Origin of the sequence: Sporosarcina aquimarina, from assembly GCF_019748715.1 — a bacterium.
GTDB lineage: Bacteria > Bacillota > Bacilli > Bacillales_A > Planococcaceae > Sporosarcina > Sporosarcina newyorkensis.
On the sequence record NZ_JACLBZ010000029.1, the window covers coordinates 25,267 to 52,068 of the forward strand.

Here is a 26,802-nt window from a genome sequence, read left to right on the forward strand (position 1 = left end):
GAGTAATATCAAAATTACTTACTCCTTGCCCGCTTGAAAAGCAGGGCCCAAGTCCATAAGGAGGTGACTATTGATGAGAAAGTACGAGATTATGTACATTATGCGCCCAACTCTTGAAGATGACGCGAAAAAAGCATTGATCGAACGTTTTGATAACGTCCTAACTTCAAACGGAGCGGAAATCATCGAGTCGAAAGAGTGGGGCAAGCGTCGTCTTGCATACGAAATCGACGACTTACGTGAAGGTTACTACCAATTAGTAACTGCAAACGCAGGTACTGAAGCAATCGATGAATTTACACGTCTAGCGAACATCAACGAAGGTATCATTCGTCATATGACTGTTCGTGTGGATGCGTAAGCTGATATAAACTAATTTAATCTGATGATGAGGGAGGTTTGATTCTGAATGATAAACCGTGTCGTTTTAGTTGGTCGATTAACGAAAGATCCTGAACTAAAGTATACACAGAGTGGTATTGCAGTGACTCGTTTCACTCTGGCAGTGAACCGTGCGTTCTCTAACCAGCAAGGAGAGCGAGAAGCAGATTTTATTAACTGTGTAGCTTGGCGTAAACAGGCTGAGAATATCGCGAATTACTTACGAAAAGGAAGTCTTGCCGGAGTAGATGGTCGTATTCAGACGGGCAGCTTTGAAGGACAAGATGGTAAGCGTGTTTACACGACAGAAGTTGTTGCAGACAGTACTCAATTTTTGGAACCGCGTAGTGCCAATCAAGAACGGCCACAAACGCCATCTTATGGTGGAGCGCCTTCTTATAATAATGCACCTTCGCAAGACCAAGGGTACAACCAGCAATCCTACCAACCGAATCAGCAAAATATGACGCGTGTCGATAACGATCCATTCCAACCAGGCGGCGGTCCGATTGAAGTAACAGATGACGATTTGCCGTTCTGATTGATAGGTTCATTCATACGCAAACAGGAAGGAGGACAACAATTATGGCACCACGTCGTGGAGGTCGCAGACGCCGTAAAGTTTGCTATTTTACTTCAAACAACATTACACACATCGACTATAAAGATGTAGATTTGTTGAAGAAGTTTATCTCTGAGCGAGGGAAAATGTTGCCTCGTCGAGTTACTGGTACAAGCGCTAAATACCAACGTAAATTGACGATCGCAATCAAACGTGCACGTATCATGGCACTTCTTCCGTTCGTAGCAGAAGAGCGGTAATATATAAACCGCCACTGACTGAATTATTCAGTCAGTGGCGGTTTTTTTATCTAAATTTACGAAAGTTTGGTCCATTTTACGTTAGTGTCAGTGAAGTAATCCCTTAAGAGTCGTCCATTTAGAATAATAGCTATTGATTGCGTAGTGTTCACTAAATGTCCTAATTAACTGGAAGTCATAGCTCCCTCTACTTTTGTTTTCAGAGTGAATCATGATACAATTAGAAGGATGAATGTAACAAAATTTTAATAAAGACCAGTAGAACATTGTCTGCTTACGGAAAATCCGTATGCTGGAACAGAACAAGTTGTGAATGAATTGAGGCGTGAAGGATATGCAAGATCAAGCAAGGAGAATTACGTACGGAGCGATGATGATCGCATTATTTGCCCTACTATTGGCGTTCACGATGTATGTACCGTTGCTCGGTGCATTGACGCTGCTGTTTATTCCGCTACCTATAACGCTGTATCGTTTGCGTTATGACCGGCTTTCTACATTGCTGGTGGCCGCGTGCACTTGGCTCATTACACTGCTGATCGGTGGACTGCTGTCGATTCCGTCAGCCATCGTATTGAGTGCTGTCGGATTTGTCATCGGAGATACAGTTCGTACAGGCAAATCAAAGCTTTATGTATTTATGGCGACAGGGCTGACGTTATTAGTGTCTTTGAGTCTATTGTATCTCGGTTCTGTATGGTTTTTTAAGATGAATCCGATTGAACAGCTATTGCAGCAATTCCAATCGATACAGGAAGAAGCATTGGTCATGCTTACCGGAATGGGGAATTCAACAAGAGACATAGAAAAGATGGTGGCTGAGGCGTTTACCTATTATCAAACGATCGTCCCGTCGCTGTTTATTTTATCAGTTTTTATAGCGGCCTATTTGTTTGTAATGCCAATTTTGGCGGTCGCTGCACGCTTACGTTTTGAAGTTCCTAAGTTTGCTTCCTTCCTTACTATGCGTTTGCCGTTTGCTACTGTGGTCGTCTATATGGTTTTGTTATTGATTTCCATTTTATCACAGACGGAACAAGGAACGACATTGTATCTTATGGAAGCGAATGCCATTCTCATCTTTAGATTCTTATTCTTCATACAAGGTTTGGCGTTGATTTATTTTGCATTACACACGATGAAGTTACCGGGAATCGTCAATGTACCGGCTACGTTGCTCGCAATGTTCCTCAGTCCGTTTACTGTAATGCTAGGTGTTATAGATATCGCCATCAACGTTCGTGCTTGGATAGGTAAAGACAAGAGAGGGTAGGAGATGAACTATTGAATTTATTTTATAAAAAACGAGCTATACGGACTCCGTTGGCAATCTTGTCACTCCTTGGAGCGGTAGGTGCTGTCTTGCTGATGCTTTACCAATTTTGGATTGGGCTGTTTTTCGCGGTCATTTTTGCAATGGCACTCGCGATGGCCTGGAAGATGGAAAATGAAAGTTATCAAGAAACTGAAAAGTATATTGAAACGCTATCTTATCGAATGAAAAAGGTCGGTGAGGAAGCGTTATTGGAACTCCCCATCGGGATCATCTTATTAAACGACAAGTACTTGATCGAGTGGGTGAATCCATTTGTCTCTTCTATCTTTCCGGATGAAACATGGATTGGAACCGACCTGTATGATATGAATGAAGGCTTCCGCCAAATAACGAAAGAGGACAATGAGCAGGAAGTCATCACACTGAATAACCGTTCGTACAGAGTATATTATAAACCGGAAGAGAAGTTACTATATCTATTTGACGTAACGGAGCGGATGAAGATCCAATCTCTTTATTACGAGGACCGTACGACCATCGGAATTTTGCTGGTAGATAATTATGATGAGCTATCGCAAACGATGGATGATCAAACTCGGAGCCGTATGAATTCCTTGGTCACTTCACTTGTCAACGAGTGGGCAGAGGAGAATGGTATTTTTGTTAAGCGTATTTCTTCTGATCGTTTCTTAGCGGTGTTCAATGAAGGTACATTGGAAAAGTTAGAGAAGACCAAGTTTGCCTTGCTAGATACAATCCGTGAGAATACAGCAAAGCATACCGCACCGCTTACATTGAGTATTGGTGTTGGAACAGGTACTACGTCTCTCACAGCTCTTGGTGAGTTGGCTCAGTCAAGTCTAGATTTGGTTCTAGGCCGAGGCGGTGACCAAGTCGCCATCAAGCATTACGATGGTAAGTTGAAATTTTACGGAGGTAAGACAAATCCGGTTGAAAAGCGGACGAGAGTGCGGGCGCGGGTTATATCTCATGCGCTGCGTGACTTAATCCAGGGCAGTGATCGTGTATTTGTCATGGGTCATAAGATGCCAGACATGGATGCGGTAGGTGCGTCAATCGGAGTACGTAAAATGGCGCGTATGAATAATGTAGAAGGCTATGTTGTTGTTAATTTTGATGAGTTGGATGCAAGTGTCAATCGACTGATGGATGAAGTTGAAAAAGACGAAGAACTATTTAAGCATATGCTTATGCCAGATGAGGCACTGGAATTGATGACAGAGCGTTCATTGGTGGTCATTGTAGATACGCATAAGCCAAGTATGGTCATTGACGAGCGTGTCTTAGAAAAGGCACAAAAGGTTGTCTTGATTGATCACCATCGACGTGGCGAGGAGTTCATAAACAATACCGTTCTTGTTTATATGGAACCTTATGCATCATCTACGGCGGAACTGGTTACGGAACTTCTGGAATACCAGCCGAAAAATGAAAAATTGACGATGTTGGAATCTACTGCAATGCTCGCGGGGATTGTCGTAGATACGAAAAGCTTTACATTGAGGACAGGAGCCCGGACATTCGAGGCTGCTTCATATCTGCGGACGAATGGAGCGGATACCGTATTGGTGCAACGCTTATTAAAAGAAGATATTGCAACGTATATCGAGCGTTCCAAGTTAATTGAGACCGTAGAGTTTGCGGGCGATGGCGATATTGCGATTGCGAAAGGACACGATGGTGTCGTCCATAGTTCAGTGCTCATTGCACAGACCGCTGACATCCTACTGACAATGCAAGGCATCTCCGCTTCCTTTGTAGTGGCTCAGCGTGCTGATGGAAAAGTTGGAATCAGTGCCCGGTCATTAGGTGAGCTAAATGTCCAAGTCGTTATGGAAGACCTGGGGGGCGGAGGTCATCTGACAAATGCAGCTTGTCAATTAGAGATAGGATCAGTTGAGGAAGCTGTCGAAATGTTGAGGAATACACTAGATCAATACGTGGAGAGGGGAAATGGATGATGAAAGTAATTTTTTTGCAAGATGTAAAAGGAAAAGGTAAAAAAGGTGAAGTAAAAGAAGTATCAACGGGTTATGCGCAGAACTTTTTGCTGAAAAATAAGATGGCAATCGAAGCAACGGCAAGCAATCTTAGCCAGTTGGAAGGCCAAAAGAACCGTGAAAAGAAAGATGCAGCAGCTGAACTGGCAGAAGCAAAGGAACTAAAAGAGACAATTGAGAAATTAACAGTTGTACTAAAAGCAAAGTCCGGTGAAGGCGGCCGACTATTCGGTTCTATTACATCGAAACAAATTGGACAAGCATTGGAAAAACAACATAACATCAAAGTGAATCGTCGAAAAATGGAGCTGCCGGATGCGATTCGTGCGCTTGGATTCACAAATGTACCGATAAAATTACACCCTGATGTAACCGCAACATTAAAAGTGCAAGTTACAGAAGAATGATAAGGAGATAATAGTTTGAACCAGATGATCGAACGTACACCTCCTCATAATAATGAAGCAGAACAGTCGGTCATTGGGGCTATATTTTTAGAACCACAGGCACTAATTACCGCATCGGAAATTTTATTGCCAGATGACTTCTACCGGATTGCCCATAAGAAGATTTTCGATACAATGCTTGTGTTGAGCGATAAAGGACAGCCGATCGATCTTGTTACCATCACCGAAGAACTAAAGGTGAAAAATGAGCTTGAGGATGTTGGAGGAATCTCCTATTTAACGGAGCTTGCCAACGCCGTACCAACCGCAGCGAATATCGTACACTACGCAAACATCGTAGAAGAGAAGGCTTTATTGCGACGACTGATTCGAGTAGCTACGGGCATTGTAGAAGATGGTTATACTCGAGAAGATGAAGTTGAAGCTTTGCTTGGTGAAGCTGAGAAAAAGATGATGGAAGTGTCCAACCGCAAAAATGCCGGTGACTTCCGTCATATCAAAGATGTTTTAGTAGAGACGTATGATAACATTGAATTGTTGCATACACGTAAGGGTGAGGTGACAGGGATTCCAACTGGTTTCCGTGACTTGGATAAAATTACGGCAGGCTTTCAGCGCAATGATTTAATCATTGTGGCGGCTCGTCCTTCTGTTGGTAAGACGGCTTTCGCCTTGAACGTCGCACAAAATGTGGCGACAAAGACGGATGAAAACGTTGCGATTTTCAGTCTGGAAATGGGTGCTGAGCAGCTCGTCATGCGGATGCTTTGTGCGGAAGGTAATATCGATGCACAAGTGCTTCGTACAGGGAATTTAGAAGCGGATGATTGGCGCAAGCTGACTATGGCGATGGGGTCCTTATCCAATGCCGGAATTTTCATTGATGACAGTCCAGGGATTCGTATCAATGAGATTCGATCCAAATGCCGACGCCTGCAGCAAGAGCACGGTCTTGGGATGATCATGATCGACTATTTGCAGCTTATTATGGGAAGTGGGCGCTCCAGTGATAACCGTCAACAGGAAGTGTCCGAGATTTCGCGTTCATTGAAGGCATTGGCGCGTGAATTAAAAATACCTGTTATCGCCCTTTCTCAGCTTTCCCGTGGCGTAGAACAGCGGCAAGACAAGCGACCGATGATGTCTGACTTACGGGAATCCGGAAGTATCGAGCAAGACGCCGATATCGTATCGTTCTTGTACCGTGAGGATTATTATGACAAAGAAACTGAAATGCAGAATATGATTGAGATCATCATAGCCAAGCAGCGTAACGGTCCGACCGGTACGGTGACGTTGGCTTTTGCAAAGGAATACAATAAGTTCTTAAATATTGACTGGAGTCAGCATGAAGCACCTCCATCCTATTGAGCGACAACACTTCTTTTCTCTAGATGTTTAGAAAAGGAGTGTTGTTTTTTCACTATCCACCGAACATGTATTTCCCGGGAAATAGCAACATGTGGTAGCTACTTGAAAAAAGTGCGATTTGAGTGTAATCATGATAGAGTTAAAGGATATGGAAAGATTTTTTCTTTGTAGCTAATTGTCTATAAAACCGATTGCCAAATTGGCAGGAAAGGAACAGACCATGCAAAATAAAACAATATTCATAGTAGACGATGAAAAACCCATCGCAGATATAATAGAATTTAATCTGAAAAAGGAGGGCTTTACGGTTTTTTGCGCGTATGACGGAGAAGATGCGATTAACCGCGTGGAAGAAATTCAACCGGATCTTATGCTGCTCGACATCATGCTGCCAAAGCGTGATGGTATGGAAGTATGTCGGGAAGTCCGTAAGAAATATGATTTTCCGATTATTATGCTGACAGCTAAGGATTCAGAGATCGATAAAGTATTAGGACTAGAGCTTGGAGCAGATGATTATGTCACTAAGCCATTTGGTACTCGTGAATTAATTGCGCGTGTAAAAGCGAACTTGCGACGCCATGCGAGAACAATGGAAGAAGACAAGGAAGAAGCGACAAATGATATTACGGTCGGACAGCTTGTCATTCAGCCAGATGCTTATTTTGTACAAAAGCGCGGTGAAACGATTGAACTAACACATCGTGAATTCGAGTTGCTGTTTTACTTGGCAAAGCATATTGGACAGGTGATGACTCGAGAGCACTTATTGCAAACAGTATGGGGCTACGATTATTTTGGGGATGTGCGAACAGTCGATGTCACGATTCGGCGTTTGCGTGAAAAGATTGAAGACACGCCGAGTCATCCAAGCTGGATTGTCACAAGACGTGGCGTAGGTTATTACTTGCGCGACCCGGAACAGGAGTAAGTCACTATGCAGAAAGTTGGCTTCTTCCGGTCGATCCATGTCAAGTTCGTCTTGATCTATGTTTTACTCATTCTCGTGGCGATGCAGATTATCGGGCTTTATTTTGCTACTACGCTAGAAAAAACACTAAAAGAAAACTTTACAAATTCGATTGTAGACCGGATGAATTTGGTAGAGTTCAGTGTGAGGGAAGAAATTACGAAAGAACGGGAAGATGGCGAACCCACGCTCGAACAAGGCTTAAAAAATGTTCTCACTGAGTTTACTTCAGATGATATTAAAGAAATACAAGTCATTAACCCAAAATATCGTATTTTAGCTACTTCTTCATTTGAAAATCAAATGAGAGTCGGACAGCATTCAAATAATGACAGTGTACGGAAGTCCATCACATCTGAAAGTATTAAAGATGTCATCACACTCGATCCTCAATCGCGTAAACGAGTCCTTGCGTTAGCACAACCTATATTCAATGGGAATGAAATTATCGGTTCGCTCTACGTCGAAGCCAATATCGAGACCGTCTTTCAGCAAATCGAACAAATTAATCGAATACTAGCTGGAGGAGCCGCATTTTCGCTTACCATCACGATTATCGTCGGGATTTTCATTGCGCGGACTTTTACTCGTCCCATCTCGGACATGCGGCGACAGGCACAGGCAATGGCGAGCGGAAACTTCATGCGAAAGGTTAAAGTGTACGGAACCGACGAAATGGGTCAGCTGGCAATTGCGTTTAATCATTTGACCAATCAACTGCAAGAGTCGCAATCAACCACCGAGAGTGAGAGGCGAAAACTAGCCTCTGTTCTGGAAAATATGACGGACGGAGTTATTGCGACCGATCGAAAAGGTCGTGTCAGTTTGATTAATGATTCTGCACTACAGATGCTTAACCTAACGACGGATTTGGTGATTAACCGTCCAATTGCTAGCATTCTGGGCATTGAATCAGAGTATACATTTGAAGAGCTGATTCAAGTAAAAGAGTCGATTCCTCTAGATTTCAGTACGGAAGAGCAATCTTATATTTTACGTGCAACGATTTCTGTGACGCAACGCGAAACAGGCTTCGTCAACGGTTTAATTGTCGTATTGCATGACAATACGGAGCAAGAAAAGATCGACATGGAACGCCGTGAATTCGTTTCAAACGTCTCCCATGAATTACGTACACCGTTGACTACGATGCGCAGTTATTTGGATGCATTGGCTGAAGGGGCATGGAGAAGTGAAGAAATCGCACCGAATTTCCTTCACGTAACACAAAATGAAACAGAGCGGATGATCCGTCTCGTTAACGACCTACTGAAGCTATCTCGAATGGACAGTAAGGAATATGAGCTGAATAAAGAATGGGTAGAATTCAACCGATTCTTCAATGCAGTCATCGAACGTTTTGAGTTCTCCAAGTCACAAAATGTACACTTCACACGCAACCTATATTCAAGCAGTTTATTTGTCGAAATTGACACCGACAAACTAACTCAAGTACTCGACAATATTATTTCCAATGCGTTGAAATATTCACCAGACGGCGGGGAAGTCCGTTTTGGCGTTACAGTTTCCGGTGATCATATTAAAGTTATGATCTCAGACGATGGGATGGGAATCCCCAAGTCGAATGTGAATCGCATTTTCGACCGTTTCTATCGAGCGGACAGAGCACGCTCTCGTGCCCTTGGTGGGACAGGTCTAGGTCTCGCAATTGCAAAAGAAATGATTGTTGCACATAAAGGAAGCATTTGGGCTCAAAGTGAGGAAGGAAAAGGGACAACGATCTTCTTTACATTGCCATTTGAACAACAAGAGGACGGTGAGTGGGATTGAAGTATATTGAAACAATCAAATCCATCATATTACTGTTGCTTGTCCTTCTGAGTGTAATGTTCACCTTCACAATTTGGACGTTCACTCCAAATTATGAACCGATGGAACAATTACAGACGGTTGATATTTCCATTGCCGAAAAGAAGACGATAGATGAGATTATCAAACCGTATAAAGTGATTACTAATTTGAAAGATCAGGTGCTAGGTTCTGTTGATTCTGGCAAGATTAATACGATCCTTTCAGAGATGGGTACTTGGAATTTGACAAACTTGCAGAGAGTGAATCAAGACATGACGAAATTGGATATTTCACAAGTGTTGCGGCAGCCAAGTCAGATGATACTTTACTTCCAAGGCGAAGTCCCAATTCTTGTCTATGATAATGTACTATTGATCGACGATACTAGTATTCCGGAGGATACATTCAATCGACTGGTCATCGACTGGAGTCAATCCACTCAACTGCCGACTGTTCATTTTTTAAGTGAAACAAGTGGCATACATTATCAAGCACAAGTCAGTTTGCCGAATAGATCAAGCTTTCTACGCAATATTGTTGATGTTGGTCAGTCGTTTGCCGAGTATGCTGAAATTGATCGGGGCAACGCACCATTCTTGGCAGTTTCAAAAGATCCAGTCACTATTAAACGGTATACGTATTATCAAGAAGAGGTTAATCCAATTCAATTTCGAAATGCATTATTCAGTGATCCGAGTGCTGTCCGACGCAATCAAACCGATACCAACATAGAAGAGTATGTTGATGACCATCGTGCGCGAATGGACGTCAATACGAAGAATAAAACACTGACCTATGTCATGCCGGTCGCGGAAAGTCAGGAAATTGCAATTCCTTCAGAGCTGCTTGTAAACACAATTGATTTCATCAATGAACATGGTGGTTGGACGGACGACTTTCGCTATGCATATATGAATCCCATTTCCCGCTATGTTAAATTTCAGTTATATGTGGACGGTTTGCCAGTCTATAGTGATCAGTCCGGCACAAATGAGATAATAGAATACTGGGGAGAGTCTCAAATCTACAAATACATTCGGCCGTATTACAAACTTGTCAATTTTGAGACAGTAGATGAAGAACTTCCGTCAGGTTTGGATGTGGTAGAAGCACTCAAAGAGTCTGACGAATTGGACTTTGATTTGATTGATGAAATCTCCACGGGTTATTACTTGATTCATGATGAAAATAGCAGATTGCTCATTTTGCAGCCTTGCTGGTATTATCTGATCAAAGACAACTGGTTCCGCTTTATACCAGACGGCTCTTCTGAAGGAGGTGACCGGGTTGGATTGGAATAGAACCAAAACGATCTTTATCATCGTCTTTTCAATTTTGAATATTTTCTTGTATTCTTTATACGTGAATCGCCAAATGGATGTCGGGGATATGCAGGTCATTGGAAAAACTTCTTTGGAAGAAACGTTGCAGTTAGAAAATATCACCTACAGTCCGATTCCGTTCACTAAAAAGGAAGTCTCTTATTTATCAGCCCATATGGCTACATTTACTGAAGAAGATCTGAAGCAATTAAATAATCAGTCATTTGTACTGATTGATAAAACACGTTTGCTTTCTCATCTGAAAAAGACAGTAAAGGCGAGAGATGGGGATGGCAATTATGAGTTCGATGATTTTCTAGCGAAGTATATTCTCAAAGGTGATAGCTACGCATTGTGGGATGTCGATGAAGAAGAGCAACGTGCTGTATTCTTTCAGCGAGTGAAAAGTGAAACCATCTTCTACAGTCCCAATGCAATGTTGGTTGTTCATTGGGATGACGAAGGGAACATTACGCATTATGAACAGCGTATGCTAGAGGATTTTGTCAGCTTCAATCACAAAAAGGAATTGTTGTCACAGGACGCTGCAGTAGGCTCACTTGTAACGCGTGGCTATTTGAAACCCGATTCTACTGTCGTACAGGTCAAGTCAGGATATTCTATTCTAGTCCAATTGACGGAAACCCAAGTATTTGCACCGACGTGGAACATTCAGGTAAAATTGAAGGATGGAACTATCGAAAACTACTTCATTAATGCAATTGAAGGAAAAGTGATTGAGTTCCAATCCGATCTACTAGAAGAACAGACAGAATAGGAGTTTTCCACATGCGTTTTAGCATTTTAGCGAGTGGCAGTACAGGCAACTCGCTTTATATAGAGACGGACGAGCATGCTTTTCTCGTGGATGCCGGGATGAGCGGTAAGAAAATCGAAGGCTTGCTCGGCTCGATCAATCGCTCCATGAAAGAAATAGATGCTATTTTTGTCACACATGAACATAGCGATCATATTAAAGGAATTGGTGTTCTCGCGAGGAAATACAAAACCCCCATTTATGCTAACGCAAAGACATGGTCAGCGATGGACGGTCTTGTTGGAGAGATTCCATTGGATCAACGTTTTCATTTCGACATGGAGACAGTGAAAACATTCGGGTCGTTGGATATTCAATCATTTGCCGTGTCTCACGATGCAGCAGATCCCATGTTTTACACATTCAATGAAGGGGATCGAAAGCTAGCTGTTATCACCGATACAGGATATGTCAGCGATCGTATGAAGGGTCATATCGCAGGAGCTGACAGTTTCGTCTTTGAAAGCAATCATGATGTAAGCATGCTGCAAATGGGGCGTTATCCATGGTCTATTAAACGTCGAATCCTGAGTGATGTCGGCCACGTGTCGAATGAAGATGCAGCTGTCGCGATGAGTGAAGTCGTAGCTCAAAAAGAGACGCATATTTATTTAGCACACCTTAGTTTAGATAATAATATGAAAGACTTGGCGCGCATGAGCGTGGCACAGACATTGGAGAGTTGCGGTATTCGTGCAGGCGAATATGTCCACTTACGCGATACAGACGCAGCAGAATCTACAGAGCTTGTACTTGTCTGAAAAAATGCGAAAAGCCTTGCTTTAATTAGTAAGGCTTTTTTGCATTTTCAATGATAGATTGGGGTAAAGTACATGTATGATATGTAATGAGAACGTTTGGATGAGGAGGAAATGCGAATGGATGATGAAAGAAGAGGGATAGATGGAGAAAGAGAGCTAGAAAGAGAAGAAACATCATGGCAGCCAATCCCGCCTGCCGAAACGAAACAAGAGAAAAAACGTAGAAGTGGTTTTTGGATGGGCCTGCTTGGTGGAATAATAGGTGGACTGATCGTTTGGTTGGTCGTAATGTTTGCATCTGATTCAACAACAAATGAAGTACAAGTAAATAAACCTTCTAATTTAACAGAGACACAACACAGCCAAGTTCCTATGGATATTTCAACAGAGATTACGGACGTAGTAGATGACGTAGCTTCGGCTGTTGTTGGTATTACCAACATCCAGACAGTTCAAGATTTCTGGTCGGCAAGGACTTCTGTCCAGGAAGCTGGGTCAGGCTCAGGCGTTTTGTACAAAAAAGATGGAGACAAAGCATATATCGTCACCAATCATCACGTCGTGGAAAATTCAGAGCAATTGGAAGTCAGCTTTGACGACGGAACTAAAGTAGAAGGAAAGCTGATCGGCAGCGACTTATGGACGGATCTAGCTGTAGTTGAAATTGATTCGAAACATGTAGATACGGTAGTGGAATTCGGTGATTCCGATGCGCTAAAACGCGGCGAGTCGGTCATCGCCATAGGTAACCCACTTGGACTAGGATTCGCAGGGTCTGTCACAGTCGGTGTCATTTCAGGGAAAGATCGTTCGATTCCAATGGATCTGAATAAAGATGGAATCATCGATTGGCAAGCAGATGTATTGCAGACAGATGCTGCAATCAATCCGGGGAACTCAGGTGGTGCACTGATTAATATGGCAGGTCAGCTGATCGGCATTAACTCCATGAAAATTTCACAGGAGACAGTAGAAGGAATCGGATTAGCAATTCCGATTAATATTGCATTACCGATCATTGAACATCTTGAGGAGACAGGGCAAGTGAATCGACCGACAATGGGTGTTTCCTTACTCGATCTTCAGCAAATTCCAAGTCAACAGCAGCAACAGACCTTGAATTTACCCGAGGATGTGACGGAAGGCGTGGTCGTAACAGAAATCATGCCGAATTCCCCAGCACTTGCGGCAGGCGTTAAAAAGTATGATACAATTGTTCAATTGGATGAGGAGAAAGTGACGGATATGGTCGCGCTTCGTAAATATTTATACAATAAAAAAGAAATTGGCGATCAACTGAAATTGAAAGTGTATCGTGATGGAAAACCAGTGGAGTTAGAGATGGTCTTGAAGGATGGCAACACATTCTAAGACTATCCACAACCTGAACAAATTACAATCCACATCAGGCATCGAGCAGAAACGTGCTACGGTGCCTGATTTTTTATGGAGTTATCCAATTGTGGATAAAATCTAAATAATGTGTATAGTATTGTGTAAAAGAAAATAAGTATATACTAGTAGAAAAGCTGGTTAGTGTAAGGTATAAAGCCTTGGCATTCATGGTTTTTGAAATTTTCTATTTTACTGGTAGACATGAAAGTTTTCATTATGAGAATAAAACTATAAAAGGTTATCCACAGAACAAGATAAGAATAGTTAGTGAATTTTACATGTAGTAGGGAACAAATAGTCGGGCACAATATGTAGAATGTGCTGTGGATATGTGTATAAGTATTGTGTATAACTTTTGGAGAGCGAGTGGATAAGTTGTGAATATAACAATTGTGACCGTGGGTAAGTTAAAGGAGAAGTATTTGAAGCAAGGAATTGAAGAGTATACAAAGCGGCTGAAAAGCTATGCCAAAATGCAATTAATTGAAGTGGCGGATGAAAAAGCACCCGAAACTTTGAGTGAAGCGGATATGGAAATTGTTAAAAAGAAAGAGGCAGATCGGATCTTGGCGAAGATTGCTCCGGATGCTTATGTAATTGCTTTGGCGATTGATGGAAAGATGAAAACTTCGGAAGAATTTGCTGCGAGTATAGAATCGCTAATGACATATGGGAAAAGTAAGATCGTGTTTGTAATTGGCGGTTCGCTTGGATTGCATATGAGCGTGTTGCAACGGGCGAATGAGAAGTTATCTTTTTCAAAAATGACGTTTCCACATCAGTTAATGAAACTTGTGCTGGTCGAGCAGGTTTATCGGGGGTTTCGGATTATTAAGGGAGAGCCATATCATAAGTAAAGGCGGTTATCGATAAAATAAGACGAGACTCGGTCAGTGACAGACACTAGACATAAATGAATTCAAAGAGAACCATAAGAAAAGTGCTTCCATTGAAGTAGAAAATGCGAAGCTTTAATAGTTTTCAAGGTCTATTTCGAAGCTGGAGATAGGCCTTTTAGGCGTTTCAGAGCAATCGAGATTAGTTAATATTGTAACTAATAGTAGGCGGGTGAGTGATAGTATCAGCATAATACCGGATAAAGTCCCAAAATTAATTAATTACTAATTTGAAATCATATTTTTGACTTCATATTTATAAAACTATATACACAGTGAAAAAAACATCCCTTTTCATCAGTTTTGAATTATTCACATGATTCTTTTATCACATAATAAAAGTTGTTTCCGGTCAAAAAGTCTTGAATTTAATGGAGTTACGTGAGATTATAAGGGAGCATAATTTTAAACTAAAACTATAGAAGTTAAAGGCAAACTGATCTGAAAGGGCAGGACGCAAAGCTTAGGGTCTAAAGTTTAGGGATTATTTAAAAGTCCTGCAATCTAAACAATGATCGCCTGGTTACCAAGTTTATGGATTAATATATTCCTTTGGCTATTCTATATTATATAGAATAGCTTTTTTAGTGTTTAAAATTACCTGGCATGAGTTTGGCGTCAAGATATAGTTAGAAAGGATTAAGAGATTCTTTAAGTTATCAATTTAGAAGCTTTGCAGTTGTTGGTAACTTACGCTTTGATTCACTATCATAAACAGAAAGAAGTGTAAAAATGAATAAGAAAAGAATTTCGTTCAAAGCGAAGTTATTGGTTTTTTCATTATTACTATCACTAGTACCAATTATTTTTATTGGAGTTTTAGTTAATAAAACAGTTAGCGAAAAAACCGAGGATGATTATATCAGTTTCAGCGAGAAAGAAATTAAACAGGTGGACAATGGCATTTCTCTATACTTTGAAACGATTAGAGAAAATGTCAATTTATTAGCTAATGACAATTCCGTTTTAAATGCCGATTCAAGTATTACTTCATATAAAGATATAGCGGGAGATGCCTCTATTGATATGACCCCTTCAGAAAATGGGGATAAAGAGAAAGCCATTTTTAATGTGTTTTCTCAATTTAGTATTAATCACCCTAAAGCTTCTTATGTTTATATGGGCACATCGGATGGAGGTTATGTCCAATATCCCGAGGGACCAGTGTCAGCAGGTTTTGATCCTAGAGACCGTCCTTGGTATAGCACAGCTATTGAAGAACCAGGTGAAGTAAAATTAACAAGCGCCTATGAGGCAACTGGTATAGAAGGAATTATAGTAAGTAATGTAGTGTCGATTGAAAAAAATGGAAAACAAACAGGTGTGTTAGGTTTAGATGTAAGTTTGGAAGGCTTAACAGATATTATCAAGGAAATTAGTATAGGCGATAATGGTTATGTAATTCTCGCGCAAGAAGATGGAACAATTCTTGCACATCCAAAAGATCCTGAATTGAACTTCCAACCAGTGTCTAAACTAAACATACCTTCTTTAAAAGATCTAAGTAAAGATGGCTCATTTGAAGCTGAACTAGATGGAGAAGACTATGTATTAAACACAATCACTTCAGAAATTGATGGCTGGAAGTATATTGCTGTTATAAAGAAGGATGAAATTTTAAGTACCGCTACTTTTATTCGCTCAATGCTTTTTCTTATAGGCGGTATTTTTGCGATTCTTGCTGTAATCGCATCTATTGTTATGAGTTTACGGATAACGAAGAGAATTAAAAGTATTAGTGATTTGTCTTTAGCGATGTCAAATGGTGATTTGACTCAACAAGTCACGGTGAAGGTGAAAGATGAAATCGGGGATATGGGCGAAAATTTCAATACCATGTCTAACAGTTTAAAAGAAACAATAAAAAAAATTGCACATGAATCCCAACAATTATCTGCGACATCTGAGGAGCTGGCAGCCTCTTCAATCGAAAATCAAACAGCTTCCAATGAAATATCCGAATCAATTCAATTTGTTGCTACTGGAACAGATGAACAGGATGCTGCTATGAAAAATGCGGTAGGTATTATCAATGAAGTGTATAAGCATGTTGATGACGTGACAGTGAGCATGAACAATGTAAGTAATTCCATACATTATTCGACAGAAACTGCTATACAGGGCAGTGATGTCGTTGAGCAAACTGTAAATCAAATGGTTGAAATTGATAAAAACGTGAGTTCTTCCGCTGAGAAAATTAGCATGTTAAATGAAAAATCAAATGAAATTAGACAAATCAGCTTTATCATTCAATCAATTTCAGAGCAAACGAATTTATTAGCTTTGAATGCTGCAATTGAAGCTGCAAGAGCTGGCGAACATGGAAAAGGATTTGCAGTAGTGGCAGATGAAGTTCGAAAACTCGCAGAGCAATCCAGTAATTCAGCATTGCAAATCAATGAAATTATTCAAGATATTGAAGATGGCATTGAAGATTCGATGGGTCTAGTAAATCTAGGGGTAAGCTCGGCAAAAGAAGGAATGAAACTCGTGAATGAAAGCGGGAAAGCGTTTGGAGAAATTAAGGACTCCATTCTCGCTGGTACAACAAAAATATCCGAGGTTAACATAGCAATGGAAAACATGAAGAATCATATAGCTGAAGTGGTAGTTCACATAGAGGACGTTTCAAAAACGAGTATTGAAGTAAATAATTATTCTCAAAACGTCGCAGCATCTTCCGAAGAAATGAGTGCCTCAATGGAGGAGGTTTCATCGGTTTCTCATGAGTTAGCTAGGATGTCAAATGAATTGGAAGTAGCCATCCAGGAATTTAAACTGTAAAAGTATAATTTCTATCTAAACAATAACCAAAAGAATGTGTTAGATATCCTAACATTTTGATCCATTATATTTAACTTTGTTTATGATATACAGAAATGTTGTATAAAATGACCTCTGAATATTGTTATATAACTTTCAGGGTGAAAATTTTATAGTTAATTTGTTTTAGAATAGGGAGGAAACATTATGTTTAACATATTAAATCGAGTTAGAACCTTGATAGCTCTTATGGTAGTAGTAGCCGTGCTTCCATTGGCAAGTGTCTCTGCGGAAGAAACTGAATTTAATCCATTTGAAAAAAGTATTAGCGAAATTTCCGATGCTTTAGATAACAACCAAATTAAATCTGAGCAGTTGGTTAAGTATTATCTAGAACGTATAGAAGCATATGACAAGCAAGGTCCTGCGATTAATTCGTTCACTAATATTAATGAAGAAGCTATAGAGATTGCAAAGCAATTAGATGCAGAGAGACAAAGTAAAGGCAAAAGAAGTGTACTTCATGGTATTCCAATCGTTGTAAAAGATAACTTTGACGTCAAAGGCATGCCGACAACGGCTGGCTCTGTTGCACTAAAGGATGCTTATCCCGTAAAAGATGCTTTTGCTATTCGGAAACTTAAGGATGCAGGAGCCATTATCATTGGAAAAACAAATATGTCAGAGTTTGCAGCATCTTATGGTAGATTAGGATATAGCTCTTTGGGCGGTTTAACCTTGAATCCTTACAACCTTAAACGTGATGCTTCTGGTTCTAGCAGCGGAACTGCCGCGGCAATCACAGCAAACTTTGGTGTATTTGGATTAGGTACTGATACGTCTGGATCGGTCAGAGGACCATCTCATGTTACGGGACTTGTCGCTATCAGACCGACATTAGGTTTAATAAGCCGTGGCGGAATCGTTCCGTCCTCGTTAAATTTCGATACTGCTGGTCCAATGGCTAGATCTGTAGAAGATGTAGCGATTGCATTGAGTTTTATGGCTGGAGTCGATGATAAAGATGACCAAACCTTATCTGCAAAGGGACATATAGTTGAAGACTATAGTAAGTCCTTAGACAATACTGCTTTACAAAATGCAAGAATTGGAGTAGCTGTTGACTTTTTTGGAGACAACGCTGAGGTGGATACAATTACTAATAAATCCTTGAAGAAAATGGAGGAAATAGGGACGGAACTTATTCCGGTATCTTTCTCAGAGACGACACAATATCTTTGGACACCAATTATTGGGCCAATTAATGAAGCTAATTTTAAGTCTCAGTTAGAAGAGTATCTAAAACAGTTCCCTGAAAGTCAGCCGAAAACACTAGAAGAAATAATTAAAATTAGTGAATCACCAGAGGTTTTGAATTCAGCAACGCCAGTAAATCCAGCAGGTTTGGAAGGTCTAAAAACGAATTTAAAACAAGCGGCGTTTAAAGACACACCAGAGTACAATGATTTAGTAACAAAAGAGATATCTAAAGTACGTGATGAAGTACAATCAATAATGGAAAAAGAAAATTTGGATGCCATTGTTTTTCCAACAATGTCATGTCCTGCATCACCAAGATTCGATAAGGAAGACCCGACATATTTATGTGATGCCTATGACACGTATGCCGCAAGTTATGTAGCGTCTGCTACAGGATTCCCTGAGATTACTGTTCCTGCCGGTGCTACTGGTGAAGAACTGCCTGTTGGGATCTCTTTCATGGGGTTGGCATTTAGTGAACAGTCTCTATTAGATATAGCTTATTCTTTTGAACAAGCAACCAATGCTAGAACACTGCCTAAAACAACGCCTAATTTCGAAATGAATGCAGATGAAAAGCCAGCATTTAAAGATGTAAGTTCATATGTCGATGAAATTATGTATTTGACAGACAAAGGAATAATTAATGGTTATCCAGATGGAACATTTAAACCAAATGAGTCAATTACACGTTTACATGCTATACGATTGATTTTGAAAGAAAAGGGAATTGTCGACTATTCAGATGTTACTAACCCAGAATTTGTTGATGTTTCACCTGGTGATTATGGATACGAGGAGATTGCTAAGGCTGTTGAATTGGGTATCGTCAACGGAAAAGTTAATTCCCAAGGTGAAAAGTATTTCGACCCTACCGGAAAATTAAGCCGCTCGCAAGCGGCTGCAATCTTAGTGTTAGCTTATGATTTAAAAGGCACTCACCCAACCGATTTTAAGGATGTTCCCAAGGGGAATTGGGCTCACAACTATATTTCTGCGTTGGTAGCAAATAATATTACAACGGGTTATTCCAACGGTAAATTTAAGCCTAATATTAATATATCACGTCAACATTTCGCGGCATTTATGGCCCGATACCTAGATGATCAATTTAAGCCCACGAAGTAAAGGCCGATAGAGGCCTTTCTTCAATTTAGATAAAGGTTACACAAAAATTATAGAAAAGATTTAGGCTTCTCATAAGCAGTCAGAGCTTATGAGAAGCCTTTTGTATGTGTAGAATTACGGTCATGTTAAAAAGCTTTGGTTACTATAAACAAATTACAGGTTAATATGTTATGGCGAAGCTTATCATAAATAAGGCAATTCATAGAGAGGACCACCTGAAACGTTGACATGACAATGACTTAGGTGGTTTTGTCTTTTATATTATGTAAATTATCAAGTCAAGTTGTACAATGCTGAAGCAAAAGAAAAGTATAGCGATGGCTAATTGAACAAAAGATTAAAAAATATCATTTTTTTAGAAATACATATCGAAAAATGTCGGATTTTGTAGGATTCAATAGGTTTACCGTAAAATATCGACATAACTCTATTTTCTAGGTATGAAAGCGTTTACCAAGGAGAGAGGGAAACGGAATCATGCCGTGATTAGCCGGCTACATTCATTCGGCACGTAAGTAAAAAAAGACAAACTTTAACATAGGCTTGGTTAACCCGGCTCTTGATAAATCGGTTGAACGGTTCGGCTGAGGGAACTTATCAATGAAGCGGTAAAGGCTTTTTAGAAAGGTGAAGATATATGATTGAACTCAACCAGATTACAACACTGTTCCTTGCAGTAGCTCTCTATTTGCTTGGAATGGCACTTGTCAGCCGGGTCGGATTCCTTAACCGGTTCCTGATCCCGGCGCCTGTCATCGGCGGTTTGATATTCGCCACTTTAGCGCTCGTGTTGAAAACTACGGGGATTGTCGAGATTACATTGGATACATCGCTACAGTCGTTGTTCATGATCGCCTTCTTTACGACGGTCGGCCTTGGAGCAAGCTTCAAGCTCATCAAACTGGGCGGAAAGCTCTTAGTCATCTATTTGCTCTTGTGCGGCGTCACGGTGTTCTTGCAGAACGTCATCGGTGTTTCGTTTGCTCAATTGTTTGGAATTGATCCACTATTGGGTGTCATGGCTGGAGCAGTTTCGATGAACGGAGGACATGGCGGTGCTGCGGCCTACGGACAGACGATTGAGAACTTGGGCGTTTCCTCAGCCTTGACGATTGGAATGGCTGCCGCCACACTTGGCCTAATTTGTGGTAGCCTTACCGGCGGTCCGGTTGCGCGGTACCTGATTAAAAAACATGACTTAAAGCCATCAGCGGGTAAAATAGAAGAATATGTAGAAAATGATGAGAGGCCGATTCAAGAGTGGTCGTTCATGGTGCAAGTTGCCCTTCTCACGTTCTCCATGGCAGTGGGAACGTATCTTGGGGATTTGTTTACAAATGTGACCGGCTTCGTCCTGCCGTCCTATATCGGGGCGATGTTCGTAGCGGTTATTGTTCGGAATCTTACTGACCGCTTTGTAAAGGGTACGGTGAACATGAAGGAAATCAACTTAATCGGGGACGTTTCGCTTGCAATCTTCCTCTCGATGGCACTGATGAGCATCAAGCTGTGGGAAGTTGCAGATCTCGCACTACCGCTCATCGGCATTATACTCATCCAGGTTATCGTCATCGTCTTATATGCCGTCTTTGTGATGTTCCGAATGCTTGGCAAGGACTACGATGCGGCTGTTATGATCTCCGGATTCTTAGGCCACGGGCTGGGTGCAACACCGAACGCAATGGCGAACATGTCCGCAACCGTGAGCAAGTATGGTCCTTCTCGCACGGCATTCCTGGTCGTGCCAATTGTCGGTGCATTCCTTATTGATGTTGTATTTAGCGCGCCGATCATTATCACAACCATTAACTTGTTCAAGTGAGTTATTGGAATGACTGTTTCCAGATTAACTATCTCAATTTTATAAAAAAAGCTTCTAGCCCTTGTCTATCGGCTGGAAGTTTTTTTGTATAGGAAAGGATGAGGAAGATAAAGTTTTCATCCAGAAATGAGAATCCTTATGTTAATGTTTTTTATATTTACTAAGTCCACTTCTTGCTCACCTGTTAAGACAAGCTTATTTGTTGGCATATGTATTATCTCCTTCTAAATATTCTGAATATTTATTGGGAAAGTCGTATTTACATTAGCAACGGAGAACCTTATTATAAATAAATGTTATAAAAGGAAATGCCACGTAATTATATCTACTGTCATTAATCCCTGACCACGCATAGTTCCAGGTTTTTTTACAATACTAAGCATGCCGTAAAATATCTTATTTGCAGGAGGGAAAGAATCGTAAATGGCTAAGAATTCAAAACAAAGTTGGAAAAAGGATCATCCAGGCACTTTTTTAAGCAATTCTGTTCAGAAGGCTGATCGTTCGGTGAAGCAGGCGATGTCGCATCCTGAGGAGATAGCTGTGGAGCATGCTTTTAATTCGATAGCACGAACAGAAAAGGCATTAACGAAGGCAGAGCAATATGATGAGCGTATGGATTCCGTTCAACAAAACAAAGAACAGTTAGACATGATGAAGAAACAGTTGAACGAAGCACAAGAGATTGTAGAAGACCAATAAACGAAGACAACCCCCCCTCTAGGTTTTGTTAGCCTTTTGGGGTGATTTCTTCATGACCGTCAAATAACGAAAAACTTATCCTGACATTAAATTCCATAAAATATTCGTTGATATTTTTCAATTGAATTTAGAAATGTATTACATAGCTTTTAATGGAGTGATAGTAACTCTATCAGCTGCTCTAAATGGAAATAAAACGCGAGATAAATAGGTAAGCCTTATTTTCAGGCATAAGACCGGAAGCATTTCATTTTCCAATCGTCTTCTTGAAGACCCTCGGATTCTCCACATAGCTCCCGAGCACCCAACCACAATCCGTACAGATGAGATGGATCAGCTTATGACCTATTCCCATCTTTTTATAAGTTGTCACGCTTGCGTATCCGCTTTGAACTCCTTTTCCGATCGCCGATCCTCCGCATTGCGTGCAAGCTTTTACATTTGTAGGCTGCATTTATTCTCCTCCTCTCCTGTATACGAATCATTTCCTTTAAAAGATTCGAGCGCTTCTTTCTATAAATGTCTGTGTGGAATCGGAATTCTCATATTTCAAATGTATTAATAATGTAAAAATGAGTTGAATAATATAGAGAAAAAAGAAAAGGGTTAATTGAGACAATGAAATGCAAATAGTACTATACTTAGAACAACAGCTAAAACAGGAAAGGTGTTAGGTGATCCTATTGAATAATAACGATATACTTACTCGATTAAGATATGCATTGGATATAAAAGACACAGCCATGGTAGAGATTTTTGAGTTGGGTGGTATGGAAACGACGAAAGAAGAAGTTCAGAAAATGTTGTCGAAGTCAAAAGAAGATGAAGCGCAAGAAAATGAGTACGTTAAAGAAGTCAATAATACTATGTTGGAGTCCTTTTTAAATGGATTTGTGAGCCTGAAAAGAGGAGTGCAGGATATTAAGCCGGAGAACGAGCAAAACCAATTCTTAATGACTGACCGAAACGTGAATAATATCCTGCTCAAGAAGATGAAAATTGCACTTTCGCTCACGAGTGAAGATATGTTGGAGATCTTACAGGATGCAGGGGTTAATTTATCAAAAAGTGAATTGAGTGCAGTTCTCAGAAAAGAAGGACACCGAAATTATAAGGAATGTGGCGATCGATACGCTAGAAATTTCTTAAAAGGTTTGGCGCTAAGATATAGAGAATAGGAGTAGTAAATTGCTTGTCTGATTAAAAAAGGTATCTACGCATTATTGAATATAGGGTTCAATATTGCGCAGGTACCTTTTTGCATAACTTATTCTCCATTCTGTATAGGTCTCTCTAAGTTGCTATTTCACAGGTGATTTTTCTTTAATCATCTTCAACGTCGCTACAATTAGAAAACTAACAATGACCAACAGCAGCCAAGAACTTAATTTTCCTATGCCGACCAGCTGCCATGTGTCGCTTTGATTCGGATATTTCCAAGCGCCAAAAAACGTTGCGATGTTCTCTGCAACCCAGATAAAAAAACCGATAAGTACAAATGAAAACGCAAGGGGCATACGGTATCGTGTTCCGTTCACTGCATATGTGACCCAAGACTGCCAAAAAACAATTACAACCAGCGCAGACAACCACCAACGAATATCAATCCAATAATGATGAGTGAAAAAGTTTAAGTAGATGGCAGCGGCGAGTGGCACGACTGCCCAAAGTGGCGGCCATTTCACGAGATTCACATCCAGTCTCCTCCATGCCTGGCAAAGATAGCTTGCAACACTTGCATACATGAATCCGCTGTATAAAGGCACTCCTAGTATTTTGAAATACCCATCCTCGGGGTATGACCAGGATCCCATATTAACTTTAAATACTTCAAGGGCCAGACCGATCAAGTGAAACATAGTGATGACTTTTAATTCATCACGAGTTTCTAGCCCCGAACGCACCATCCACCATTGCATAAGAAGAAAGATGATGAGTAGCCAGTCGTATCGAGGCAGTATAGGCAGGGGAATGACTTGGGTCAAGGCTAAGGAGCCAAAGATAACGACTGGAAACAGGCAGGACAGGGCTTGCTGCCATCCAAAATGGACAAGTTGCAGCCAGGCTCTCTTGATCTGTGTTTTTACTGTTTTTTGCTGAATTAAGCTGTCTCTCATAGGGCACCTCCTTCTAGTTTCATTTATAATCTGGAAATATAAATAAAGATGAAATGTAGTCTCTGTGGAAGTTAGTATGACGATGAATGATCGGATAGGGTTCGCTATTTAGCGTGAATTGCCTGATTATGTGTTATATAATGAACGAGCAGATTACATAAGGGAGTGGTAAAAGTAGATGTTTATAAGAAATAAAGCATTTTATTTAATCTTTAGCCTGATGGCGCTGGCTTTTCTTTTAGTGGGGTGTGGATCGTCAACAAAAGACGAACAGCAGGAGGAGAAGACAGACGGGCAATCAGAGGAACAACCGGTAAAAGAAGCAGATTATTCGGAAGAAGTGGAAGAAAACCCGATTGTGACGATTACGATGGATAACGACGAAAAAATCGTCCTAGAATTAGATCCTTCTGTAGCTCCAAATACAGTAGCCAACTTTATTTCATTAATTGAGGAAGGTTATTACGATGGGCTGATTTTCCACCGAGTCATTCCAGGTTTCATGATCCAAGGGGGAGATCCTTCGGGAAATGGATCAGGCGGTCCGGGATATTCGATTGACGGGGAATTCACTAGTAATGGATTTAAAAATAATCTGAAACATGAACGCGGTGTTATCTCAATGGCACGCACAGGGGAACCAAATTCTGCAGGCTCCCAATTTTTTATTATGGCAGAGGATACGTCCCAGCTTGACGAAGAATATGCTGCGTTTGGAAAAGTAATTGAGGGCATGGAAATTGTGGATGCAATCGTTGCTACTGAAACAGACTCTTCAGATAAGCCGTTAGAAGATCAGAAAATGAAGAAGGTGGAAGTGGATACGAAAGGCTTTGACTATCCATCTCCGAAAGTGAACGACTAATGTAAGAAGGGTGTCCTAGTAGGTTTCGGGGCTTTTATAAATAAATTTAAGGTACCTGCATCATATTGATTTCCGAAATCAGTATGGTACAGGTACCTTTTTTAACTGTTATATGAACGTAAATGATAAGAACCAAACAAAAATGTATACGAAAATTCTTGCGGGGTATAAAATAGGGCAGTTAGCATTATGTTGCAGGAAGGATGATGCAAATGTTAAAAGCTTACGCTTGGCTAACATTTTGTGTGCTGGTATGGGGAAGCAATTTTGTTTTCGGAAAGATGTTAGTTGAAGTGTTTTCCCCCTCCATGTTAACCACACTCAGACTTTTATTTATCGTATTATTTCTAATTGGGATATCTGCTTACAAAAAGCAGTTACGAAAAGTTACGAAAGCAGACTTCCTTGCGCTGTTTTTTCTTGGAGTAATCGGCGTTTTCATCAATCAATGGTCATTTTTCGCAGGGTTGCAAACGGCAGACCCTACAACTTCTGCATTGATTTTAGCCACAGCACCTATTGTAACTGGCGTATTAGCGGCTATCTTTTTAAAAGAAAAGTTCACCATTCGAATGTTGATGGGATCAGTTGTTGCTCTTATAGGGATTTATTTTGTCGTGACCAGAGGGGGCGTATCTTCCCTGCAGATCGACAAAGGTTTAATATGGATTGTGATCACGATGATTACCTTCGCTATTATGGTTATAATGACCAGACTTCTTTCTCAACGAATAGACCCATTCACCATTACGCTCTATTCAAATGTTGTCGGTTTAGTGGTGTCAATTCCCTTCGCTTTTACATTAGATACTCCTTTGCGAATCAGCTTCGAGATATCAGATTGGGCTTTTCTGATTAGTACCGCCATTGTGGTGCACGGCATTGCGACATTGATTTGGAACAATAATATACGGTATGTCGATGCTTCAAAGGCATCTATATTATCTAATCTTGAACCTTTTGTCGCCATGGTAATGGGAGTATTACTGCTTTACAAACCAATCGCTGGATCAGAACTTTTGGGATCTTTATTTATAGTTGGCGGAGTCTTGCTTTCCACATATCAACGAAAGAAGCGTTAGGTGCCTGCGTACCAGAAAACGTGTTAGCAGGAACATCCATAAATGTTTGAACTAACACGTCAGTTTTTTACGGTTTTTTCATTACTTAAGTAGTTCTGGACGATTTGTTAGTGCTTTTATGTAAGGTGAAAAAAAACTAATAAATACTCCTGTAAATAGCGCGTTCACTAGCGTCCCCAGCCCGATTGCTCCATCAAATAATAAAGCAATGATAACGAGAATAAAACTGATCATGGCGCGGGTATACGTCATACTCAAACCCGTTAGCTTGGATAATATTAGCATGGAACGATCCATTGGGTTGGGCGCAAATTGGGATTGTAAATAAATCGCAATACCCAGACCTATCAATACAATTCCTGCTCCTGTACAGATCCATTGACCGATCCAAGTTCCCGGTGCAATCCAATCACGCAATAAAAATAACCATGCGTCAATTCCAAGGCCAGTGATAAATGCCGAAATTAATGCGTAATATTCAGGTCTTTTCTTCTCCGCAATGGCGTTACAAAAGACCATTGCTGCCCCAACGACAATTTCCCAACTGCCGATTGTTAAGCCAAATGTGCGGTATAAGCCAACAAGAAGGGCATCAAACGGTGAAGCACCCAGTGCGGATTGGATCGTTAATGTGATGCCTAACGTCAAAACAATTAGACCGGCAAGATAATAATGAAATCCGGCTTGCAGCAATCGCAAAGAACATAACCCCCTAGACGTGATAATATGATAAATATAGCAACGATCATCTAGTTCTGATTGTATAGTAACTTCCGGAATGTTCAAACATTGTAGGAACAGAAAGCGAGGGG

The 26,802-nt window shown here is 40.7% G+C and carries 24 protein-coding genes and 1 riboswitch; of the genes, 21 read left to right on the forward strand and 3 right to left on the reverse strand.

Annotated elements, in window-relative coordinates; genetic code table 11:
- The first annotated feature begins 73 nt into the window (after positions 1-73).
- From rpsF to H7J92_RS13475, 18 genes are all read left to right on the forward strand, one after another.
- Positions 74-361 carry a 30S ribosomal protein S6 gene (gene rpsF, locus H7J92_RS13390; RefSeq protein ID WP_009499350.1) on the forward strand — a complete coding sequence of 96 codons (288 nt, stop codon included), beginning with the start codon at positions 74-76 and terminating at the stop codon, positions 359-361.
- A gap of 48 nt (positions 362-409) precedes the next feature.
- Positions 410-922: a single-stranded DNA-binding protein gene (ssb, locus tag H7J92_RS13395; RefSeq protein ID WP_009499349.1), complete on the forward strand. Its 513-nt coding sequence runs from the start codon at positions 410-412 to the stop codon at positions 920-922.
- Positions 923-963: 41 nt separating this feature from the next.
- The gene (gene rpsR / locus H7J92_RS13400; protein WP_171805962.1) at positions 964-1,203 is read left to right on the forward strand and encodes a 30S ribosomal protein S18; all 240 of its coding nucleotides are present in this window, start codon (positions 964-966) and stop codon (positions 1,201-1,203) included.
- Between the two features lie 334 nt (positions 1,204-1,537).
- Positions 1,538-2,476 (forward strand): YybS family protein, encoded by a 939-nt coding sequence (locus H7J92_RS13405; RefSeq protein WP_009499313.1) that lies wholly within the window; start codon positions 1,538-1,540, stop codon positions 2,474-2,476.
- An 11-nt stretch (positions 2,477-2,487) separates the two neighbouring features.
- Positions 2,488-4,461 carry a DHH family phosphoesterase gene (locus tag H7J92_RS13410; RefSeq protein ID WP_139366044.1) on the forward strand — a complete coding sequence of 658 codons (1,974 nt, stop codon included), beginning with the start codon at positions 2,488-2,490 and terminating at the stop codon, positions 4,459-4,461.
- Complete coding sequence (rplI, locus tag H7J92_RS13415) at positions 4,461-4,907, forward strand: 50S ribosomal protein L9 (protein WP_221837505.1); 447 nt, start codon at positions 4,461-4,463, stop codon at positions 4,905-4,907. The genes H7J92_RS13410 and rplI overlap by 1 nt, the downstream gene beginning before the upstream one ends.
- A 24-nt stretch (positions 4,908-4,931) precedes the next feature.
- Complete coding sequence (dnaB, locus tag H7J92_RS13420) at positions 4,932-6,278, forward strand: replicative DNA helicase (protein ID WP_425441362.1); 1,347 nt, start codon at positions 4,932-4,934, stop codon at positions 6,276-6,278.
- 220 nt (positions 6,279-6,498) lie between these two features.
- Positions 6,499-7,209, forward strand: a complete 711-nt coding sequence (gene yycF, locus H7J92_RS13425) for a response regulator YycF (RefSeq protein WP_078818756.1) — start codon at positions 6,499-6,501, stop codon at positions 7,207-7,209.
- Between the two features lie 6 nt (positions 7,210-7,215).
- Entirely contained in the window at positions 7,216-9,039 is a 1,824-nt protein-coding gene (gene walK, locus H7J92_RS13430) for a cell wall metabolism sensor histidine kinase WalK (protein WP_221837419.1), read from the forward strand.
- Positions 9,030-10,361 (forward strand): YycH family regulatory protein, encoded by a 1,332-nt coding sequence (locus H7J92_RS13435; RefSeq protein WP_078818755.1) that lies wholly within the window; start codon positions 9,030-9,032, stop codon positions 10,359-10,361. Before walK ends, H7J92_RS13435 begins: the two co-directional genes overlap by 10 nt.
- The gene (locus H7J92_RS13440; RefSeq protein WP_221837422.1) at positions 10,348-11,160 is read left to right on the forward strand and encodes a two-component system regulatory protein YycI; all 813 of its coding nucleotides are present in this window, start codon (positions 10,348-10,350) and stop codon (positions 11,158-11,160) included. The genes H7J92_RS13435 and H7J92_RS13440 overlap by 14 nt, the downstream gene beginning before the upstream one ends.
- Positions 11,161-11,171: 11 nt before the next feature.
- Positions 11,172-11,960, forward strand: coding sequence for an MBL fold metallo-hydrolase (locus H7J92_RS13445; RefSeq protein ID WP_078818753.1), 789 nt, complete (start codon positions 11,172-11,174; stop codon positions 11,958-11,960).
- 117 nt (positions 11,961-12,077) lie between these two features.
- Positions 12,078-13,331, forward strand: coding sequence for a S1C family serine protease (locus tag H7J92_RS13450; RefSeq protein WP_078818752.1), 1,254 nt, complete (start codon positions 12,078-12,080; stop codon positions 13,329-13,331).
- 401 nt (positions 13,332-13,732) lie between these two features.
- The gene (rlmH, locus tag H7J92_RS13455; protein WP_078818751.1) at positions 13,733-14,212 is read left to right on the forward strand and encodes a 23S rRNA (pseudouridine(1915)-N(3))-methyltransferase RlmH; all 480 of its coding nucleotides are present in this window, start codon (positions 13,733-13,735) and stop codon (positions 14,210-14,212) included.
- A 459-nt stretch (positions 14,213-14,671) separates the two neighbouring features.
- A riboswitch (cyclic di-GMP riboswitch) is annotated at positions 14,672-14,782 on the forward strand.
- Between the two features lie 201 nt (positions 14,783-14,983).
- Positions 14,984-17,035 (forward strand): methyl-accepting chemotaxis protein, encoded by a 2,052-nt coding sequence (locus tag H7J92_RS13460; protein ID WP_221837425.1) that lies wholly within the window; start codon positions 14,984-14,986, stop codon positions 17,033-17,035.
- Positions 17,036-17,221: 186 nt separating this feature from the next.
- On the forward strand, positions 17,222-19,402 hold the full coding sequence (locus tag H7J92_RS13465) for an amidase family protein (protein WP_221837427.1): 2,181 nt from the start codon (positions 17,222-17,224) through the stop codon (positions 19,400-19,402).
- A 637-nt stretch (positions 19,403-20,039) separates the two neighbouring features.
- A complete protein-coding gene (gene gltS / locus H7J92_RS13470) occupies positions 20,040-21,224 on the forward strand; it encodes a sodium/glutamate symporter (protein WP_009499309.1) in 1,185 nt (394 codons plus the stop codon).
- Positions 21,225-21,647: 423 nt separating this feature from the next.
- Positions 21,648-21,926 carry a hypothetical protein gene (locus H7J92_RS13475; protein WP_009499308.1) on the forward strand — a complete coding sequence of 93 codons (279 nt, stop codon included), beginning with the start codon at positions 21,648-21,650 and terminating at the stop codon, positions 21,924-21,926.
- Between the two features lie 247 nt (positions 21,927-22,173).
- On the opposite strand, the gene H7J92_RS13480 is transcribed toward H7J92_RS13475, so the two are convergent.
- Positions 22,174-22,380: a hypothetical protein gene (locus H7J92_RS13480; protein ID WP_009499307.1), complete on the reverse strand. Its 207-nt coding sequence runs from the start codon at positions 22,378-22,380 to the stop codon at positions 22,174-22,176.
- Between the two features lie 223 nt (positions 22,381-22,603).
- Between H7J92_RS13480 and H7J92_RS13485 the strand changes: the two genes are divergently transcribed.
- On the forward strand, positions 22,604-23,104 hold the full coding sequence (locus tag H7J92_RS13485; protein ID WP_221837508.1) for a YehS family protein: 501 nt from the start codon (positions 22,604-22,606) through the stop codon (positions 23,102-23,104).
- Between the two features lie 123 nt (positions 23,105-23,227).
- Here H7J92_RS13485 and H7J92_RS13490 read toward each other — a convergent pair whose 3' ends face one another.
- The gene (locus tag H7J92_RS13490; protein ID WP_009499305.1) at positions 23,228-24,043 is read right to left on the reverse strand and encodes a DUF817 domain-containing protein; all 816 of its coding nucleotides are present in this window, start codon (positions 24,041-24,043) and stop codon (positions 23,228-23,230) included.
- A 178-nt stretch (positions 24,044-24,221) separates the two neighbouring features.
- Between H7J92_RS13490 and H7J92_RS13495 the strand changes: the two genes are divergently transcribed.
- Both H7J92_RS13495 and H7J92_RS13500 read left to right on the forward strand, forming a co-directional pair.
- Entirely contained in the window at positions 24,222-24,908 is a 687-nt protein-coding gene (locus tag H7J92_RS13495; protein WP_009499304.1) for a peptidylprolyl isomerase, read from the forward strand.
- 212 nt (positions 24,909-25,120) lie between these two features.
- Complete coding sequence (locus tag H7J92_RS13500; RefSeq protein WP_221837429.1) at positions 25,121-25,990, forward strand: DMT family transporter; 870 nt, start codon at positions 25,121-25,123, stop codon at positions 25,988-25,990.
- An 81-nt stretch (positions 25,991-26,071) separates the two neighbouring features.
- Here H7J92_RS13500 and H7J92_RS13505 read toward each other — a convergent pair whose 3' ends face one another.
- Positions 26,072-26,689, reverse strand: a complete 618-nt coding sequence (locus H7J92_RS13505) for a YczE/YyaS/YitT family protein (protein WP_221837431.1) — start codon at positions 26,687-26,689, stop codon at positions 26,072-26,074.
- Positions 26,690-26,802: the final 113 nt, after the last annotated feature.

Bases quoted from the DNA above. Each gene is read 5' to 3' on its own strand.
- rpsF (WP_009499350.1), top strand. From the start codon at position 74: ATGAGAAAGTACGAGATTATGTACATTATGCGCCCAACTCTTGAAGAT.
- ssb (WP_009499349.1), top strand. From the start codon at position 410: ATGATAAACCGTGTCGTTTTAGTTGGTCGATTAACGAAAGATCCTGAA.
- H7J92_RS13405 (WP_009499313.1), top strand. From the start codon at position 1,538: ATGCAAGATCAAGCAAGGAGAATTACGTACGGAGCGATGATGATCGCA.
- rplI (WP_221837505.1), top strand. From the start codon at position 4,461: ATGAAAGTAATTTTTTTGCAAGATGTAAAAGGAAAAGGTAAAAAAGGT.
- dnaB (WP_425441362.1), top strand. From the start codon at position 4,932: ATGATCGAACGTACACCTCCTCATAATAATGAAGCAGAACAGTCGGTC.
- yycF (WP_078818756.1), top strand. From the start codon at position 6,499: ATGCAAAATAAAACAATATTCATAGTAGACGATGAAAAACCCATCGCA.
- walK (WP_221837419.1), top strand. From the start codon at position 7,216: ATGCAGAAAGTTGGCTTCTTCCGGTCGATCCATGTCAAGTTCGTCTTG.
- H7J92_RS13445 (WP_078818753.1), top strand. From the start codon at position 11,172: ATGCGTTTTAGCATTTTAGCGAGTGGCAGTACAGGCAACTCGCTTTAT.
- H7J92_RS13450 (WP_078818752.1), top strand. From the start codon at position 12,078: ATGGATGATGAAAGAAGAGGGATAGATGGAGAAAGAGAGCTAGAAAGA.
- H7J92_RS13460 (WP_221837425.1), top strand. From the start codon at position 14,984: ATGAATAAGAAAAGAATTTCGTTCAAAGCGAAGTTATTGGTTTTTTCA.
- H7J92_RS13465 (WP_221837427.1), top strand. From the start codon at position 17,222: ATGTTTAACATATTAAATCGAGTTAGAACCTTGATAGCTCTTATGGTA.
- gltS (WP_009499309.1), top strand. From the start codon at position 20,040: ATGATTGAACTCAACCAGATTACAACACTGTTCCTTGCAGTAGCTCTC.
- H7J92_RS13475 (WP_009499308.1), top strand. From the start codon at position 21,648: ATGGCTAAGAATTCAAAACAAAGTTGGAAAAAGGATCATCCAGGCACT.
- H7J92_RS13480 (WP_009499307.1), bottom strand. From the start codon at position 22,380: ATGCAGCCTACAAATGTAAAAGCTTGCACGCAATGCGGAGGATCGGCG.
- H7J92_RS13490 (WP_009499305.1), bottom strand. From the start codon at position 24,043: ATGAGAGACAGCTTAATTCAGCAAAAAACAGTAAAAACACAGATCAAG.
- H7J92_RS13495 (WP_009499304.1), top strand. From the start codon at position 24,222: ATGTTTATAAGAAATAAAGCATTTTATTTAATCTTTAGCCTGATGGCG.
- H7J92_RS13500 (WP_221837429.1), top strand. From the start codon at position 25,121: ATGTTAAAAGCTTACGCTTGGCTAACATTTTGTGTGCTGGTATGGGGA.